Annotated in this window: 17 protein-coding genes; 8 read left to right on the top strand and 9 right to left on the bottom strand. The window is 32.3% G+C overall.

Annotated elements, in window-relative coordinates; genetic code table 11:
- Positions 1-7: 7 nt before the first annotated feature.
- Positions 8-358 (bottom strand): arsenate reductase family protein, encoded by a 351-nt coding sequence (locus tag AW14_RS02835; RefSeq protein ID WP_044637440.1) that lies wholly within the window; start codon positions 356-358, stop codon positions 8-10.
- Positions 359-503: 145 nt separating this feature from the next.
- On the opposite strand from AW14_RS02835, the gene AW14_RS02830 reads away from it, so the two are divergent.
- Complete coding sequence (locus AW14_RS02830; protein ID WP_044637439.1) at positions 504-1,298, top strand: hypothetical protein; 795 nt, start codon at positions 504-506, stop codon at positions 1,296-1,298.
- 51 nt (positions 1,299-1,349) lie between these two features.
- Positions 1,350-2,018 carry a hypothetical protein gene (locus AW14_RS02825; RefSeq protein ID WP_044637438.1) on the top strand — a complete coding sequence of 223 codons (669 nt, stop codon included), beginning with the start codon at positions 1,350-1,352 and terminating at the stop codon, positions 2,016-2,018.
- Between the two features lie 102 nt (positions 2,019-2,120).
- On the opposite strand, the gene AW14_RS02820 is transcribed toward AW14_RS02825, so the two are convergent.
- Entirely contained in the window at positions 2,121-2,477 is a 357-nt protein-coding gene (locus AW14_RS02820) for an arsenate reductase family protein (RefSeq protein WP_044637437.1), read from the bottom strand.
- Positions 2,478-2,548: 71 nt separating this feature from the next.
- Here AW14_RS02820 and AW14_RS02815 point away from each other — a divergent pair, with 71 nt between their 5' ends.
- Complete coding sequence (locus tag AW14_RS02815; protein ID WP_044637436.1) at positions 2,549-3,013, top strand: DinB family protein; 465 nt, start codon at positions 2,549-2,551, stop codon at positions 3,011-3,013.
- Here the strand turns inward: AW14_RS02815 and AW14_RS02810 are convergent.
- Positions 2,990-3,712 carry a DUF3298 and DUF4163 domain-containing protein gene (locus tag AW14_RS02810; RefSeq protein WP_044637435.1) on the bottom strand — a complete coding sequence of 241 codons (723 nt, stop codon included), beginning with the start codon at positions 3,710-3,712 and terminating at the stop codon, positions 2,990-2,992. The two genes, AW14_RS02815 and AW14_RS02810, sit on opposite strands and share 24 nt — an antisense overlap.
- A 66-nt stretch (positions 3,713-3,778) precedes the next feature.
- The gene (locus AW14_RS02805) at positions 3,779-4,591 is read right to left on the bottom strand and encodes a THC0290_0291 family protein (RefSeq protein ID WP_044637434.1); all 813 of its coding nucleotides are present in this window, start codon (positions 4,589-4,591) and stop codon (positions 3,779-3,781) included.
- A 277-nt stretch (positions 4,592-4,868) separates the two neighbouring features.
- Here AW14_RS02805 and gdhA point away from each other — a divergent pair, with 277 nt between their 5' ends.
- The 4 genes from gdhA (at position 4,869) to AW14_RS02785 (ending at position 11,823) form a co-directional block, all read left to right on the top strand.
- Positions 4,869-6,212: an NADP-specific glutamate dehydrogenase gene (gene gdhA, locus AW14_RS02800; protein WP_044637433.1), complete on the top strand. Its 1,344-nt coding sequence runs from the start codon at positions 4,869-4,871 to the stop codon at positions 6,210-6,212.
- A gap of 126 nt (positions 6,213-6,338) precedes the next feature.
- Positions 6,339-8,690, top strand: a complete 2,352-nt coding sequence (gene porZ, locus AW14_RS02795; protein WP_044637432.1) for a type IX secretion system anionic LPS delivery protein PorZ — start codon at positions 6,339-6,341, stop codon at positions 8,688-8,690.
- On the top strand, positions 8,690-9,409 hold the full coding sequence (gene recO, locus AW14_RS02790) for a DNA repair protein RecO (RefSeq protein ID WP_044637431.1): 720 nt from the start codon (positions 8,690-8,692) through the stop codon (positions 9,407-9,409). Before porZ ends, recO begins: the two co-directional genes overlap by 1 nt.
- Positions 9,410-9,411: 2 nt before the next feature.
- Entirely contained in the window at positions 9,412-11,823 is a 2,412-nt protein-coding gene (locus AW14_RS02785; RefSeq protein ID WP_044637430.1) for a TonB-dependent receptor plug domain-containing protein, read from the top strand.
- A gap of 24 nt (positions 11,824-11,847) precedes the next feature.
- Here the strand turns inward: AW14_RS02785 and AW14_RS02780 are convergent, their stop codons facing one another.
- The gene (locus AW14_RS02780; RefSeq protein WP_044637429.1) at positions 11,848-14,247 is read right to left on the bottom strand and encodes a hypothetical protein; all 2,400 of its coding nucleotides are present in this window, start codon (positions 14,245-14,247) and stop codon (positions 11,848-11,850) included.
- Between the two features lie 73 nt (positions 14,248-14,320).
- On the opposite strand from AW14_RS02780, the gene AW14_RS02775 reads away from it, so the two are divergent.
- A complete protein-coding gene (locus AW14_RS02775) occupies positions 14,321-14,794 on the top strand; it encodes a regulatory protein RecX (RefSeq protein WP_044637428.1) in 474 nt (157 codons plus the stop codon).
- A gap of 51 nt (positions 14,795-14,845) precedes the next feature.
- Here AW14_RS02775 and AW14_RS02770 read toward each other — a convergent pair whose 3' ends face one another.
- From AW14_RS02770 to AW14_RS02755, 4 genes are all read right to left on the bottom strand, one after another.
- Positions 14,846-15,337: a DUF6646 family protein gene (locus AW14_RS02770; RefSeq protein ID WP_044637427.1), complete on the bottom strand. Its 492-nt coding sequence runs from the start codon at positions 15,335-15,337 to the stop codon at positions 14,846-14,848.
- Positions 15,338-15,399: 62 nt separating this feature from the next.
- Positions 15,400-16,260 carry a cupin-like domain-containing protein gene (locus AW14_RS02765; RefSeq protein WP_044637426.1) on the bottom strand — a complete coding sequence of 287 codons (861 nt, stop codon included), beginning with the start codon at positions 16,258-16,260 and terminating at the stop codon, positions 15,400-15,402.
- Positions 16,261-16,431: 171 nt separating this feature from the next.
- Positions 16,432-17,859 carry a flotillin family protein gene (locus tag AW14_RS02760; protein ID WP_044637425.1) on the bottom strand — a complete coding sequence of 476 codons (1,428 nt, stop codon included), beginning with the start codon at positions 17,857-17,859 and terminating at the stop codon, positions 16,432-16,434.
- A 3-nt stretch (positions 17,860-17,862) separates the two neighbouring features.
- Positions 17,863-18,435 carry a hypothetical protein gene (locus AW14_RS02755; protein WP_044637424.1) on the bottom strand — a complete coding sequence of 191 codons (573 nt, stop codon included), beginning with the start codon at positions 18,433-18,435 and terminating at the stop codon, positions 17,863-17,865.
- Positions 18,436-18,623: the final 188 nt, after the last annotated feature.

The raw sequence follows: 18,623 nt of genomic DNA, 5'->3' as shown, positions 1-18,623 counted from the left end.
TTTAACTTTACACACTTTGTGAGATACTACCCTTGCTTGCTAAGGCAACAGTTTTTTTAGAGTTTCCTATAAAAATAGCATCATTAACAATAATTACAGGTCTGCTTAAAAAGGTATAATGTTCTAAAATATAATGCTTATAATCGCGTTCTTCTAAATCTTGATTTTTAAGATCCATTTCTTTGTAAAGTTTAGATCGTTTGCTAAATAAAGCCTCGTAGCTCCCCGATAAAGCCTTCATTTCATCTAATTGTTTCACCGTAATTTCTTCTGTTTTAATATCCTGAAGAATAAAATCTGACGGTAAGTTTAATTCTTTTAAAATTCTAAGATAGGTATTGCAGGTTTTTAAGTTAATGTTTTTTAAATTTGTTTCTAATATTTAGTTAGCAATTAGTAATAAAACAAAGTATTTTATTACAAATTAAACCTTTTTATTCGATAGAATTATTAAAAAATATTGACATTGAATTTTTAATTAAAGTAGGAGCTTATAAATCAAAATGAAAAAATTAATAACATTAATAATATTACTTGTTCATGCATTGTCTTTTTCACAAGACTCAAATTTTAACTTGTTTAACAATAAAATTAAGGCCCCCAAATTTGCGACTGTTAATAAAGAAGGACAAGGGGGCGGTTGGAGTGATTTATATCGAAATTATAAAGGTGAAGGAATTAATGTGTGGTCTGTATCAAATGGAGTTATATGCATTGATAAGATAATAAATAAAGGAACAAACTTCGCTTATTTTCTGTCACCATATCCATCTAATGATGAGTTTGTTTTGTATTCAGTAGATGTCTTTATTCCCAAAGGCGCTACATTAGGGAATTCTATATCAATTCCAATAGGAACAAATGAGGGTAATTTTAACATTGCAATAGTAAGTAAATTTATTGAGGGATGGCAAACTATAGTTTTAAAATCAAGATTATCTGATTATATTAGCGAAAATGCAATATTTAAGTATTTTAGAATAGACCATAGATTGAATAATGAAGGTATTAAACTAAAAAATCCAACTCTATTAATTGGAGGAGTTTTCCAGCACTTGAATTTCCTTAGTGAGCATGTTTTAGAAAAAGCACAAGAATACGCAGATAGTATTTCAAAACATATGGAAGCTCAAATTGAGCTTACTTTAGAAAAAGCACAAGAATACACAGATAGTTTAATTCACTTAAAAAAGAGTAAGAAAATTGTTTTATTTGGAGATAGTCTTACGAATCCTTATGCCTTAGCACTTTCAACTGCATTAGGTAATGATTATACTGTTATCCAAAGAGGTATATGAGGAGAAGATGTTAGAGAAATAGGCTTCAGACAAGGAGGTATTCCTGCATATTTGTCTGATATAACTATACCTAGTGATACTTCAATTGTTGAATTAGGAGATTTAAACGATAGTGGTATTAAATCAACCCTTAACAACAGAGATATTCAACCTATATTACAAGGAGGTTCAGAACATGTTAATCCGTGTTATATTGAAAATATTGAATGTACTTTGGCTTGGACAGGTAAAAAACATAATGACCCTGATGGTAAATTTACTTTAAGAAGAAATATTTCAGGAAACCCCCGAAAGTTGGGAAAAAAATCATACATATATACTTCATCAATGAGAGATTATAGTGATGACATACAAGTGATATTTATAGGTCAAAATGGAGGTTATACTGATGATAAACAGCTTTTTGAAGTTTTTGTGAAAATGACCGAGTTTTTGCCTCACAATAAGTTTATTGTAATTACATCTCATAAAAACAAAAGTGAAATCCTAAAATCTTTGATGCAAGATAAATTCGGGAATAAGTATATCAATTTAAACGATTATATGAACAAATATGGTTTGCAAGACGCTGGTTTAAAGGCGTCAACAAACGATGAAATTGATATCCTAAAGGGTAATTGTCCTAGCAAGTTGTTAGCAGATGGAGTGCATTTTAATGAATATGGGTATAATGTACTTGGAGCATTAGTTGCAAACAGAATAAAACAATTGGGGTATTAATTCAATATTAATATTACATTTATGGTAATTAAAGTATAGAATTTTAAGCTGATATTAGGAAATTTTAAGTTTTAATATATTATAAATAAAGTTTAAGGGCTTTTAATTACTGTGTATAGCCTTGCTTGCTAAGGCGACAGTTTTTTTAGAGTTTCCTATAAAAATAGCATCATTAACAATAATTACAGGTCTGCTTAAAAAGGTATAATGCTCTAAAATGTAATGCTTGTAATCGCGTTCTTCTAAATCTTGATTTTTAAGATCCATTTCTTTGTAAAGTTTAGATCGTTTACTAAATAAAGTCTCGTAACTCCCCGATAAAGCCTTCATTTCATCTAATTGTTTCGACGTAATTTCTTCTGTTTTTATATCCTGTAGAATGAAATCTGACGGTAAGTTTAATTCTTTTAAAATTCTTAGGCAGGTATTGCAGGTTTTTAAGTAGTATACTTTTTTCATTTTTTATAAAATTTAAAGGATCATAAAGGTAATTAAACCATTTAAAAGTATCTTTAGCAAAAAAATAAATCATGTCTTTTACATTAGAAATTTTACCAAATACTAGAAAGTTTTTTAAAGAATATTTAGATACTATTTCTTTAGAAGATTTAAATAAAATACCAGAAGGTTTCAACAATAATATTATTTGGAATATAGGACATATTGTTGTTACCCAACAATTACTGTGTTATAAATTGTCTGGCTTACCAATGATGGTAAGCGATGAGCTAATTGCTAAATTCTGTAAAGGGTCGAAACCAGACGGCCATACATGCGAGGAAGAAGTTGAAACCATTAAAGCGTTATTGTTTTCTACCATAGAACAACTTAAGGAAGACTATAACAATGGACTGTTTAAAACTTATAATACCTATACTGTTTCTACAACAGGAAATACATTACATACCATAGATGAAGCACTTCAATTTGTTTCATTTCATGAAGGTATGCATTATGGCTATGTTATGGCTTTAATTCGTGCTATTAATAGCTAAGAGCTTAGATATCTTTTCTATGGGTATTGTAAATTCTATAATACCCGTAGAATAAGGTGCGATTTCATAAGAATTGTAAAGCAGTATAACACCTTCTTTTGTAAACCCAATATTTTCTGGAAGTTCAAATGTCTCTGGATTAAAGAGCCCATTTTTATCCTTTATAGCTTGGTCAAAATATTCCTTAGCGATGTTTTTAAAAGCAAGTAGGTCATTAAATATATCTTCCAAAGAAAGTTTCTCACCTGTAACCGAATTAAAATTTAAAAAATTTATACTGGTATTGCCATGGGCACCACCAGTATTCGTGTATGACGTAATTGAAATACTTGTTAATTTGGGGTTAGAAACGAGTACTTCACCATCAATTTGTACTTCCCATGGCCCTGTGGTATCGGGAAATTGAGTGTTAAATTCGTTGTAGGCTTTATTGAATCTATCAATACTTTCTTCTATAGTTTCAGATTTAGAATGATTGGGTTCTTCTATTTCTATGGCCGAAATTATAACTTGATCGATTTCAGAATTTATTTTTTTTGAAACATTCTCATCGCCTTGAGCGAACGGAATGTTAATGGAAACTAACGTGTTGTTTTTTGTTGTAACATCAATATTAGTAAAGCTTATTTCAATGTCTTTTTTACAAGAAAGCAAAATCAATAAGGAACAAAGTAATAAGATGTGTTTTTTAAACTGCATAGAAATAGATTAACTTTAATTAAAGGTAATTATTGTTTTATGAAGTGATAGAAATAAAAAGAAAATTTAATCTAAATAATAAATGTAGCCAACATTAAGCCAGATAAGCCAATCGTTTTTTCTATCGTAATTTTGCCAGTTATGGTCTAAACCATCAATCCAGTCACTAAAGTAGTATTGCCATCTTAAATCAAGCATTAAATCAGATAGAACGCCTAATTTGTATCTTGCGCCAATGCTACCTACAACAGACCAAGTGCTGCCTCCATCAATGTTTATAGGGTATTCTGTTACGCCTGGCACGTAGTTTTGTGTCCAACCAAAATAAATATCATTCGGATTAAAAACATCTCCGGTACCGTAAGTAGTTTTGGCTTTAGGGTTAAAAGAGGTGTAATGCACTCCAAAGCTAACAAAAGGAGCAATGCGATAAGCAAATGCTTGAAACGACCGAATGCTTAAAGGGAAATATTCTAGTTGCATGCCAATATCAAAATTTTCGGCAACGCCGCTATGCGCTCTTAATTTATCAGATTCGATCCCTGTTTTATCTGGCGCGACCCAAAAACCATGATGGTCTAAATTGGTTTTATTCCAGGATATCTCACTTCTTAATTTGAAATGATCGTTAAAATAGGTGTCGGTGGTATAACAGTTACAATCGGCACTGTATGCAAAACTTATATAGTGAACAATCCCAATCCCAATACCAGAATTTCCAATGTTGGTTTCCTCCTCATTTCTGCTTCCAAAATCCGATCTAAACTGTGTAGGCCCAGCTATAACACCAATTTCATGAGAAAATCCAAGTTGCGAGTGTGCGGCGAAGTTAATTAATAACAAGCAGCTTAATGAGGCTAAACGGTTAAAGTTGAGCATAATAGGATTTTGTTAACTGAGGCAAATTACAAAAACAAATATATAAAAGCTCAACTAAGAAACAAACTATTAAAAATGGTAGCGAATTCTTAAAATATTTAATGAATAATTATGAAAATAATAACTATTTTTTTATAAATAAAATATAATTTTGTCCTTATATTAAGTATTTAATAATTTAAGTGTTTTTTTGACGTTTTATAGTTTAGATGAATCTTCAATAAAGCACTTTATTTTTTTGAACGATATTATTTACAAATAATTATATTTTACATAAATGAAAACAAATATTGAAGCATTTTTAGATCTGGTTAAAGAGCGAAACGCTAACGAGCCAGAATTTTTACAAGCTGTAGAGGAAGTTGCAGAAACTGTAATACCATATATTGTTAAACACGATATTTATTATGGTAAGAATATTTTATTAAGAATGGTCGAACCAGAACGTGTTATAACTTTTAGAGTTTGTTGGGTAGATGATGCAGGAGAAATACAGGTAAATAGAGGTTATAGAATACAAATGAACTCTGCAATTGGACCATACAAAGGCGGTTTACGTTTTCATCCAACGGTAAATATGAGTATTTTAAAGTTTTTAGCCTTCGAACAAGTATTTAAAAACAGCCTAACTACTTTGCCAATGGGTGGCGGAAAGGGTGGAAGTGACTTCGATCCCAAAGGTAAAAGTGATAACGAAATAATGCGTTTTTGTCATGCCTTTATGAGTGAGTTATTTAGACATATTGGCCCAAGTACCGATGTCCCTGCGGGCGATATTGGTGTAGGTGCCAGAGAAATAGGCTTTTTATTTGGAATGTACAAAAAATTAAAAAATGAGTTTACTGGGGTTCTAACAGGCAAAGGTTTGTCTTGGGGAGGATCACTTATTAGACCAGAAGCTACAGGATATGGTAATGTGTATTTTGCACAACAAATGTTGTCAACTAAAGGCGATAGTTTCGATGGTAAAAACGTGGTTATTTCAGGTTCGGGAAATGTGGCTCAATATGCAGCAGAAAAAACAATACAACTTGGTGGTAAAGTTTTAACACTTTCAGATTCTTCAGGTTATATTTATGATGAAGCAGGTATTGATGCAGAAAAACTAGCTCATGTTATGGAGTTAAAAAATGTGAAACGTGTTAGAATTAGCGAATATTTGAATAAATATCCAAATGCAAAATTCTTTGAAGGAAAAACTCCTTGGGAAGTAAAATGTGATATAGCCTTACCATGTGCAACACAAAATGAACTGCATGAAGAAGATGCTAAAATGCTATTAGATAATGGGTGTATTTGTGTTAGTGAAGGCGCTAATATGCCATCTACCAAAGAGGCTATTAAACTTTTCCATGAAGCTAAAATTTTATTTGCTCCAGGTAAGGCTTCAAATGCTGGTGGTGTGGCAACTTCAGGTTTAGAAATGACTCAAAACTCTTTAAGATATAAATGGTCTAGAGAAGAAGTAGATAGTAAACTTAAAGAAATTATGGCAGATATTCATCAATCTTGTATCGAATATGGAAAAGATGAAGATGGTTATATCGACTATGTAAAAGGCGCAAACATTGCAGGCTTTGTTAAAGTGGCCGATGCCATGTTAGCTCAAGGAATTGTTTAAAGTTTAAAACACTTAATATTTAAAAAGCTTTCTAAAAAATATAGAAAGCTTTTTTGTTTATATATATATTATTTTGAAGTAAAAACTCGTTAGTTATAAATATATTTGAATATTTAAAACGCAACTATGTTTAAAAAACTAATTGTAATTATTATTTGCCTGTTGCCTTTAATGCAATTTGGTCAAGATTATTCCGCGTTATGGGAAGGTCATTTTTCTTTTTTTAACATAAAAAAAGTGACGCAAAGCACCACTAAAATTTACGGTGCATCAGAAAATGCTATTTTTAGTTTAGATGTAAATTCCAATGAAATTGAACAGATTACAACAATTAATGGTTTATCTGGTGAAACAATTTCAACGATTTATTACAGTGAAACTTATCAACTTCTTGTGGTTGGATATGAAAATGGATTAATTGAAATAGTTTTCGATAACGATACAAATGTTTTAACAATTGTTGATATTATTGACAAACCAACGATTCCTCCAACGCAAAAAAGAATAAATCATTTTAACGCCTTTGGAAATTTAATTTACATATCGACCAATTACGGCATCTCTGTTTTCAATTTAGAACGATTAGAATTTGGAGACACTTATTTTATAGGAAATGCAGGCTCACAACTTGTTATAAATCAAACCACAATTTATCAAGATTATATTTATGCTTCAACTTCAAATAGTGGAATTAGAAGAGCGCCTGTAAGCAGTACTAATTTAGTCGATTTTAATAATTGGGAGTTGGTAACAACTGGCAATTTTTTGTCTATTGAAGCTCAAAATGATAATTTATATGCTATTAGAACGAATAGAAGAATTTATAAAGTAGTCGATAAAACACTAACCGAATTGTTTTTATTCCCAGACGTCCCATTAGATGTTAAATCGGTTACAGATAATTTAATTGTTACCACAAAAAATAATGTATTTGTTTACGATACCAATTTTAATCTAGTGTCGAAAGTCGATAAAGATCCCAATTTTGTTACCGATTACACCTCTTCAACTATTTTAAACGAACAGCTTTATATTGGGACTAAAATTTTTGGTGTTTTAAAAACATCACTTTTAAGCCCCATAACTTTTGAAGAGATTCATCCTGATGGACCACTTTTAAATACCCCATTTAGAATTCAAACAGATGCCAGAGGTCTATGGGTTACTTTTGGAGAATATGATGAGTTTTACAATCCATATACAGGTGGAGGCCCTCATAGAAGAGGTATCAGTCATTTAATAAATAATGCATGGCAAAACACCCCTTATGAAGACGTATTAGGGGCAAGAAGCTTAAATTACATAAGTATTAATCCGTTAGATAATAAACAAGTCTTTATTAGTTCGTTTTTTAACGGTATGTTAGAAATAAACGATGAAATACCCACATTTCTATATAATCAAACCAATAGCGGGTTAGAATCTTTAGTATTACCAAACAATCCTAACTATATAGATGTTCGTGTTGGTGCATCAACTTTCGATAGTAATGGGCTATTGTGGATTACCTCTGGGTTAATTGTAAATCAATTGAAATCTTTTAATCCTTCTAACAAACAATGGAAATCGTATACTTTAGATGCTATTATTCCAGATGCGTTTGATAACAATGGATTTGCAGATATTGTAATAGATAACAATCAAACAAAATGGGTTGCTGCTGGCTACGATTATGGAGTTATTGGATTTAATGAAAGTAATGGAAACACCGTAATTAAAGCTGTTTTTAGTGAAGATCAAAACATGCCCTCAACTACAGTTTCTGCTTTGGCATTAGACAAGCGAAATCAACTTTGGATAGGAACTGTAAAGGGTTTAAGGGTTTTGTATAATACTTCAAATATATTTGATGATGATTTAAGTGTAGATGAAATTATTATTTCTGAAGACGGAATTGCTAAAGAATTATTATTTCAGCAATATATTTCAGATATAAAAGTAGATGGTTCTAACAATAAATGGATTGGCACCACAGATTCCGGTTTGTTTTACTTCTCATCAGATGGGCAAAAAACCATTTATCATTTTACCACAGATAATTCACCTTTGCCTTCAAACAGTATTCGAGATATTTCTATAAATGAAAATAACGGTACAGTTTATATTGCAACCACACGCGGTTTAGTTTCCTTTCAATCTGGTGGTTCTGGTCCTTTAGAAACCTTAGATAGTGTATTTGCATATCCAAATCCGGTGAGGCCAAAATTTAATATTGTAGACGACAAAATTAAAATTAAAAATATTTCAGAAAACATCAATATTAAAATAACAGATATTGAGGGCAATTTGGTTGCCGAGGCACAATCGAGAACAAACCAACGATACAGTGGTTATAATCTTGAAATAGATGGAGGAACTGCTTATTGGAACGGAAAAAATATGGCTAATAATGTGGTGGCTTCAGGGGTGTATTTAGTAATGCTTTCAGATTTGGATTCATTCGAAACAAAGGTTTTAAAAATTATGGTTGTTAGATAATGCTAATTACTACCAATGCTATAGTTCTTTCCAGATTAAAATTTAGGGATAACGATTTAATTGTTAAATGTTACACCAATGAAAAAGGTGTTGTAAGTTTTATATTGCGAGGTGTTTTTAAAAACAGCAAATCTACCACCAAAGTAGCCTATTATCAGTTGCTTTCACAATTACAATTAATTATAGATTTTAAAGAAAGTAGATCGTTACAAACGGTAAAAGAGACTAAGCTTAGCATCATTTATTCGAGTTTACATTCTAATGTTTTAAAGGGTTCTATAGTTATGTTTTTGTCTGAAGTATTAGCCAGTTCCTTGCAGGAAGAAGAACAAAACGAACAACTTTTTAGTTATTTAGAAACGGCTCTTTTATGGCTTGATGCACAAGATGATTATTCAAATTTTCATTTGTTGTTTTTATTGAATCTTACAAAATATCTTGGTTTCTACCCCGATACAAATGATATAGATTATCCTTTTTTTAATTTGAAAGAAGGCCGATTTGACATGGATGCGTACGATAAATACTGTATCTCGGGAGAAAATTTAACCTTGTTAAAAACCTTATTAGGCACAACATTTGATGCATTATCAGAAATAAAGATAAACTCAAAACAACGACAAACTTTTTTAAACACGATGTTGCTTTATTTTGAGTTACATTTAGGAAGTTTTAAAACACCTAAATCATTATCTATTTTTAATCAAGTTTTTAACTAGTAATGAAGATAATTTTCTCAGTTTTATTGTTATTCTGTATTTCAAATTTTAGTTTTTCTCAAAATATTAAAGTTTTAAATAAACAATCAAACGAGCCTGTTGTTGGGGTTGCCATTTATAATGTCGATAAATCTAAAAGCGTAGTCACTAATTTTTTGGGAGAGGCCTCGTTATCTGAATTTTCAAACACAGAATTAATTTTTTTCAAACATCTTTCGCACGTTTTAAAAACAACCACAAAATTAAAACTAGGACAAACAAATAAGGTCTACTTAGAATCAAATACAGAAGATTTATATGAAATTGTTATATCGGCATCAAAATTTGCACAAAATAAAATAGATATACCTCAAAAAATAGTGAGTTTAAACGCTTCCAATATTCAGTTTGCAAATTCTCAAACAAGTGCAGATGTACTAGAAAATACGGGTTATGTTTATGTGCAAAAGAGTCAGCAAGGTGGTGGAAGCCCCATGATAAGAGGGTTTTCAACCAATCGATTACTAATAACTATAGATGGTGTAAGAATGAATAACGCTATTTTTAGAGGCGGAAATTTGCAAAATGTTATTTCTATCGATCCGTTTTCAATACAAAACACCGAAGTAACTTTAGGTTCGGGTTCTGTTATTTATGGGAGTGATGCCATAGGTGGTGTGATGAGCTTTTACACCCAAAAACCTCAATTTTCAAGTAACGATTCGCTTTTATTTAAATCAAATGTCATTGTAAGACATGCTACGGCTAACGCCGAAAAAACAGGGCATTTTGATTTTAATTTGGGTTACAAAAAATGGGCCTTAGTTACAAATGTTAGTTACACCGATTTTGGAGATTTACGCATGGGGCGTCATGGTCCCGACGATTATTTAAGACCAGAATTTGTTTTAACTACCAATAACACCGATGTTGTAATAAAAAATGATAATCCTTTAATTCAAAAAACTACAGGTTACAATCAATTAAACCTGATGCAAAAGGTGAGTTATAAGCCTTACAGCGATTTTAATTTTGATTTAGGAGTCTTTTACACAACAACATCAGACTTCTCCAGATACGACCGTTTAATTCGATATAGAAAAGGCAATTTACGTTCGGCAGAGTGGAATTACGGTCCGCAAAAATGGTTTATGTCTAATCTTCAAATAACTAAATTGAGTAGTCGTTCTAATTTATATGATAAAATAAAAAGCACGTTAGCCTATCAAAATTTTCAAGAAAGTAGAATGGATAGAGATTTTCAATCGAATACGAGAAATATTCGAAGTGAGGCAGTTGACGCGTTTTCTTTTAATTTTGATTTAGAAAAAGCTTTAAGCAATTTTACCCAATTATCTTATGGAGCTGAGTATGTTTTTAATAAAGTTAAATCTACAGGAGATACCGAAGATATTTTCGTAAACACCATCACACCAACAGTATCAAGATATCCTAATGGTGCCAGTTGGCAAACTGCAGCAGCTTATGCAAGTGTAAAATATAAGCCAAACCAAAAATTTGTATTTCAATCGGGTTTACGTTTTAATCATGTATTATCGAATGCCAGTTTTAAAGAGAATAATGTGTATTTAAATTTACCCTTTGAAACGTCTAAAAATCGTTCAAGTGCATTAACTGGAACCGCCGGAGTGCGTTGGTCTCCCAATAATGTCATTCAATGGAAATTGAATACATCTACAGCCTTTAGAGCGCCTAATATTGATGATATAGGAAAGGTTTTCGACTCTGAGCCTGGTGCCGTTTTGGTTCCAAACGAACAATTAAAACCTGAATATGCCTATGGAGGCGATTTGGGCCTGCAACTTAATTTTAATGAAGATTTGCTTATAGATTTAAATACCTACTACACCTATTTAGATAATGCTCTGGTCAGAAGATATTACACCTTAAATGGAGCAGAACAAATTGTTTACGATGGCGAATTAAGTCGGGTACAGGCGATACAAAATGCATCGAAAGCTTGGATTTATGGGTTTGAAGTAGGTTTAAAATATAATATCTCTAAAAATTTTAAACTCATTTCGCAATACAACATTATTGGAGGTACCGAGGTAGAAGACGATGTGGAAGTGCCCATACGACATGCCGCACCAAATTTTGGAAACACACATCTGGTTTGGACAAATAATGGTTTTAAAATAGATGCATTCTTAAATTATAACGGTGAATTATCCTTTTATCAACTGGCACCATCTGAAATTGAAAAAGATTATATCTATGCCCAAGATTCTAACGGAAATCCATACAGCCCTTCCTGGTATACTTTAAATTTAAGAACCCAATACCAAATTAACAACGCCTTTACTTTATCTGCAAGCATCGAAAATATTACAGATCAACGTTATAAAACCTATTCTTCAGGTATTGCTGCAGCTGGTAGAAATATTATAATGTCTTTAAAATACAGCTTGTAATCTAATATACTGTTTACTCTAATGTTATTTTTTTAGAGATTTTTTGGTAATTACTGTGCCATCTGCTAATTCAACTTTAGCGATATACAGCCTGTTTGTTAAATTTGAAATTTCAACAATTTCATTGGTTTTTGTACACTCGAAGTTGTGTAAAACTCTTCCAAACAAGTCATAAATATCAATACGTTTAATAGGTTTGGTATTATGTAAAAACTTAACACGATTGTTGTCTAATTCAATAATTTTTAATGCTGTTTCTGTTGAATTTAAGTTAGTATTAGAAAGTGTTTTGTCTGTAAAAAATATTTTGAAGCGCTGGTTAAATTCTCCTTTTCCAGATGTAAATGAATAATCGCTTTCAGATAAATTGTGAGTTATATTGAGCAGATTATCTTTTAATAAAACTGCATTACTTTCAAAGAATGCTCCTTGAAGCTTAGCAATCGACATATTATAAATATTGGTATTTATATTTGTTGAAAAGCCTAAATCGATGGTTTCATCCATTATTAAACTATTTTTATCCTTACCTTGAATTACAAATTTCTGACTAGAATTTGGTATTTTAGTATAAATTCTTGCGGGGAAATTTGGATTCGAAATTCTAAAAGCATCATAACTAGCTCCATCATATCCATTAGTAGCGCCATCTACATAGGCAACTAATATTTGGCTAAAAATGCCATTGTTAGTGGTTAAGTTAACCCAAATTTTATTGTCAATTGTTTCCGCAGGTTTTTTAGTGCCCGTGCTTTTATAAAACAAACTATTACTAGTTGCATCTCCCATTCTCATGGCGTTAGTAAAAGTAACAGTGCCATTGGCTCTTCCCGATATAAAGAAACTTTGTGCAGAAGGGATGTATTTATCTGGTATAATGCCACTAGGACCAGCTGCACCTCCACTTCCTACAGTATAAGTAGCATAATCATTTTGATTAAAATTTAGGTTTTGATTGCCAGGGTTCGAGTTTGATGGCGGCGAAGATTGCGACCAAAAATAGGCTGCGCCTTCTACAGCCAAAGCATTTGCGGCATGAAATGCTGTAAAGTCGATAGACGACGGATAAGGATTGCCAATTAAATTCCAGCTTCCGGTGGTGTTGGATGCATTGTAATATACGTTTGTTGATATATCACCAGTATTAAACGGACCAATAAACGTGGCAATATCTTGCGATGGGTATATGCCTAATCTGCTTGAGGTGCATGCATATCCTACTCCAGGTAACATGGTGCTGCCTCCCAAGGCATATTGCCAGTCATCACCATTGTCGTCAATATCATCGCCATTGGTATCTAAATAATTAGCTGCATTATACCAAAAACGACGGTCGCCATCGACATCGGGAAACGCACTGGCTATGGTTTGTCCTACTACAGGCGAGCTCCAATAAGTGTAATAATACCAAGCTTGTTTGGTTGCTGTTTGCTTAATTAACCTAGAATCACCTCCTGGATTTACTGTAAAACTGCTCGTGCTATTGTTTTGAATAAAATTACCTTGCGTTTCTACAAATAACTCACCATTAACAATAACATCGTTTTGTACTTCAACAAAACTGGCGTTATTAACTGTTAATCTAATACCAGAATTAACCGTTAAACTACAAGCTTTAAAACTTCCTAATGATGTGTCGTAATTTGAAGCGATTATCACTTCTGTATTTAAACTAGGAGTCCCGCTCCAGCTGCCATTATAAGTTACTGTAACAGGGCAAGTATTTGGTGCATTACAAGTATAAGTACAACCGCCAATAGAAGCAGGTCTCGAATTCGTTAAATTCCAATTACTTACATTTGCTACCTCATTTAAAATTAACGTTTGATTACTTGTAACAACACAGTTATAACTGCCATTATCAAAATTGCCTAAATTAATTGCGTTAACGCCATCGGTTAATCCTGCTGGTATGGCGCTGTGGTTGGCATCTACGGTAGCATCTGTTAAACTCCAGCCATCACCGTTTCCAAAATGCACAGCAAATAAAAATGTTGGGTTATCTTCACTTCCTTGAAACGCAAAAAGCTGGTCTCCTGTCGTTGCATTTATGCCAAAGCCACTATCTGTCTCTATGGCGGTGCCTGTTGATGCTGTAAAAATATTAGAATCTGAAGCAGATTGGATAATGAGTACTTCTGTACCACAATTTAAATCTGATGTTGCCGTCCAAGTTATCGTACCTTCTCCAATTCTTCCGGTCGAAGGGTTGTAATTTCTAAACCCTCCCGTTGCAAACCAACCACAGTCTGTAAAATGTATTTCAGTGCCTGTAGTAACATCTTTAAGTAATACAAATGTAAATTCTTCCGGATTATCACTAATAATTCCAGTGATCGCAATATCGCCTTCATTTAGAGTCGTTTGGGAGAAACTTAAATTATATAACAAGCCAATAAGTAATAGAGAGAGAGAAATTTTCATTTTTTAAATAGCAATTAACACTTAGCTTTGCAAAATAATAATTTTTATTTTATTTATCATAAAAATTCTATATATGAACGAAAAAAAATCTTACACTTTAAATGATGCTATAAAAAAGTTGGAGCACTACTGTGCATATCAAGAGCGGTGTCATAAAGAAGTGATAGAGAAACTTCAACAGATGCATATGATTCCTGAAGCTATAGATGTTGTATTGGTTCATTTAATAGAAAATAAATTTTTAAATGAAGCCCGATTTGCTGAAGCTTTTGCTAGCGGAAAGTTTAAAATTAAAAAGTGGGGGAGATCTCGCATAACTTTCGAACTAAAGAAAAAAGGCATTAGTGCTTTTAATATTAATAAAGCTATTGAAAGTATTTCTGATGAAGAATATTATAGCGTTTTCAATGAACTGGCAGAAAACAAAGTAAAATTAATTAAAGAAACAAACGTATTTAAGAAGAAGAAAAAATTTGTAGATTACTTTTTGTACCGCGGGTGGGAGTCTTATTTAGTATATGATAAAGCCAACGAATTAATAAAATAAAAAAGGGCGTTAAATTTAAATTTAACGCCCTTTTTTGTAATTATAATATTTTTATAAATTAAAAACAGCTCCTATATTTAATGAAAACTGGTTGTGTAGTTCTTCTTGAGGTGTTAAATCTTCCGTTTTATATTTAGCAAATGGTGTGTTTAATTCGGTGAAAATACCAAATCCATCTGTAAAGAAATAACGAGCACCTAAATGGCCTCCAAAGTTTTTAAGACCAACACTTAAACCTGGATAAATATCAAAATTTTCATCAATATTAATAACGTTTCCTAAGTTAGCGTTAAAACGAGCTCTTAGATCAAAACGATGATCGAAATTAGCATCAATGTTATTGTCTAAACCTAATACATAGTTTGAAGAAAGTCCCAAAGAAATGTTTTCTCCAATACCAAAATCATAGCTTACAAATAGTCCTGTTCCGCCATCTTGAAAGTTGGCACCAACTTGAAATTTGTTATCTCCACTTCCAGTAAAGGCTTGAGAAAAACTTAAAGACACACTTAAAATCGCAATAATAAAAAATAGTTTTTTCATCTTGTTTATTTTTATTTTAGGTTGCAAATATATTATAAGTTTTGTAAAAAAAGGTTTATTAATTATAATGCTTTATTTGTTTTTAAAATAGCTTGCTTGTTTTTCCAATCGATCCATTTTTGTCCCTGAACGCGTCTCATTAAGTTATCGAAATTTCGCATAACAATTAAATTATAAATTGCCTTACCAAAGTTTTTAGGATTTCGGGCTATAGCTCGTAAACTCATTGAAAAACCTGGGGTTATATAGCGCATGTAGTGCCAATATCCTTCGGGCATGTATAAAACTTCGCCATGGTTTAATTCGGTTTTATAGCCTTTAGCATGTTTAAGCATGGGCCATTTGTTAAAATCGGGGTTAGAAAAATCAATATCTTCTCGAGTAATAAGCGCATGCGGAATTTTATATAAATACTTATTCTGTTTTTGGTCGAATAAAATAATTTCTTTTTTTCCTTCAAAATGAAAGTGAAAAATATTGGCTAAATCTATATCGTAATGCATGAAGGTATACGAATCGCGTCCGCCAAAAAAAAGCATTGGTAAACCTTTCATGAGTCTAAGACCAAAGTCTGGAAACGAAAAATCGTTTTGCAACTGAGGCACTTCTTTTAAAACATTCCAAAGAAAAATCCTGAATTTTGTAGGTTCACTTTTAAGTAAATCGATGTAATCGCTCATTTTCATTTTGGCATGAGGCTCATTAAAACCATCTTTGTAATCTACAGGTCTGTCATCGTATAATGGCACTATTTTTTCACCTGCAACGGTTTTCATGTAGTCTAGACTCCACTTAGTGTAAGCAGGCCAATCTTCAATAAAACGCTCAATAACCACAGGCTTTTGCGGTTTAAAATAGCGGTTTAAAAAGTCCTCTTTTGTAATAGTTTTTACGCGAGGAATATCTTGTAAGTTTAACGACAAAGCTTAAATGTTTAGTAGCACAAAGTTAAGTAAACGTTATGTAATTTAAAACAGTATTTTAAAGGTTGATATGTGTTTATTAATGTTTTAATACTTGGCATTTTAATTTAAAAAACCTGTTTTTTAATGGTAATAAAATAAAAAATCCGCTTGGTAGCGGATTCATTATTTTTAGTTTTTTGGGTTGTTATTTTCTGAATTTTCAATGGGTTTATCGTTAGCATCTTCCACATTTTTCCCCTTTAAATATTCAGGTAATTGCATACCAGCCATATTAAACATGTCTTGTAAAGGCGGCACCGATTGATACATTCCAGAAAGGAAGTTGGCTGTAGATGATTTACCATTTTTTCCACCACCATTTTCCCAAACAGTAACTTTATCAATTTTAATATTTTTAATAGCTTCTGCTTGTGTTTTCACTAATTCTGGCAGTTTATCGGCAATTAAAAGTAAAACGGCATCTTTAGAATTATTGCCAGCAGCTTTTACAATTTGGTCTAAACCGGCAGCTTGTTTTGTTAATACTTCATACAAACCTTGGGCTTCTGCTTGTGCTTTAAACAAAATAGCATCGGCTTCACCTTTTGCAATTCTTCTAATATTTTCAGCTCTTGCTTCGGCATCAATTTCGACCTTCTTTTTATCAATTTCAGCAGGTACAATAACATCTGCCATTTGAGACGAACGCTCACGTTCTGCTCTGGCAGATTCGGCTTCTTGCTCTGCGGCATACGATTCTTGTAATGCTTTTGCACTTTGTACTTTTTCTGCAGCTATGGCAACACGTTCTGCTTCCGCTTCGCGTTGGCGACGTAACGAATCGGAATTAGCTACGGCTATTTTTGCTGTATTTTCACCTTCTACAGCCTGAGCATTTGCGGCTGCTACCTGGGTTCTTTCATCTTGTAATGCGTTAGCTTCTCCAATAGAACCATCTCTATTTTTTTCGGCAACCGATTTACGTGCAGCATTTATGGCATGAGCAGCGGCTTCTTTTCCTAATGCTTCAATGTAGCCAGACTCATCTACAATATCTGTAATGTTTACGTTTATAAGTTTTAAACCTACTTTTTTAAGTTCAGACTCTACACTTTGAGAAATATTGGTTAAAAACTTGTCTCTGTCGCTGTTAATTTCTTCAATATCCATAGAAGCAACCACTAAACGAAGCTGACCGAAAATAATTTCTTTTGCTAATTCTTGAATATCTTGCAAACCTAAACCTAACAAACGCTCTGCAGCATTTTGCATAATTCCTGGCTCGGTTGATACACCAATAGTAAATCGCGACGGAACATTGACACGGATATTTTGTCTACTAAGCGCGCTTATTAAATTTACTTCAATAGACATAGGGGTTAAGTCTAGAAACTCGTAATCTTGAATTACAGGAAAAATAAAAGCAGCACCACCGTGTATACATTTAGCCGATTCGCCTCCGGCAACTTTTCCGTATACCACTAAAATCCTATCGGATGGACAGCGCTTATAGCGTCGTATTAATACAATTAAAAATAGAAATATGAACATGATTGCTGCAATAACAGCAAGAGGAAGTCCAAAATTAAAAGCGTCTTGTAAAATAATTGGTAGCATATGTTATTTATTAAGTGGTTCTACTATTAAAATACCGTTTTCGGTAACGGCTATTACTTTTATAACCGAACCCGATTTTAAATCGGTTTCAGAATCTGTTAAAGCTTCCAGTTCTCTTAAAGCTCCCTGAATTCTAACATGGGCTTTTCCAATAGAAGATCTATTAGCACCAATTGTTAGATACACTTCGCCAACGGCGTTAATGGCATTTTTAAATACTAGGGTGCCACTATTATTAAGTTTTTGCATGTAATAAAACATAGCGGCCATAATGCTCATCATTATTAAACCACATATTAATGCAATAACAACGGTTAGAGGTTTACTTAAACCGGAGTCTATACAGGCAATACCACTCCATCCAAAAATGGTAAAGAAACCAATAAGATTTTTAAAGGTGATAAATTGAAAACCAATCCCGGTATCCGATTCTATTTCGGCGTCTGTCTCTAAACTATCGGTTTCACCTCCCATAAAAGTTAGTAGCATCATGAATATGAATATTATAGATGCTATTAAAGCAATGCCCCAAAAAATTTGAGAAAAAAGTTCCAGATTAAAAAACCAGTCTGTCATAATTTAGTTGTTTGATGATTTATGAAATATATAACCTTTTTATTATTTGGCAATGTTATTTTGAAAGTAAATTCATCATAAATAGTTACACGATGATTCTTGTTTGAATCTTACAGTTATATGTAGTTAAAAACTTTGGTTTGTTACAAAAACAAAAAAAGATTAGATTTTAGCTGTTATAAAATCTA

This window comes from Siansivirga zeaxanthinifaciens CC-SAMT-1 (genome assembly GCF_000941055.1).
Lineage (GTDB): Bacteria > Bacteroidota > Bacteroidia > Flavobacteriales > Flavobacteriaceae > Siansivirga > Siansivirga zeaxanthinifaciens.
This window is presented reverse-complemented; position numbering and strand designations above follow the sequence as displayed.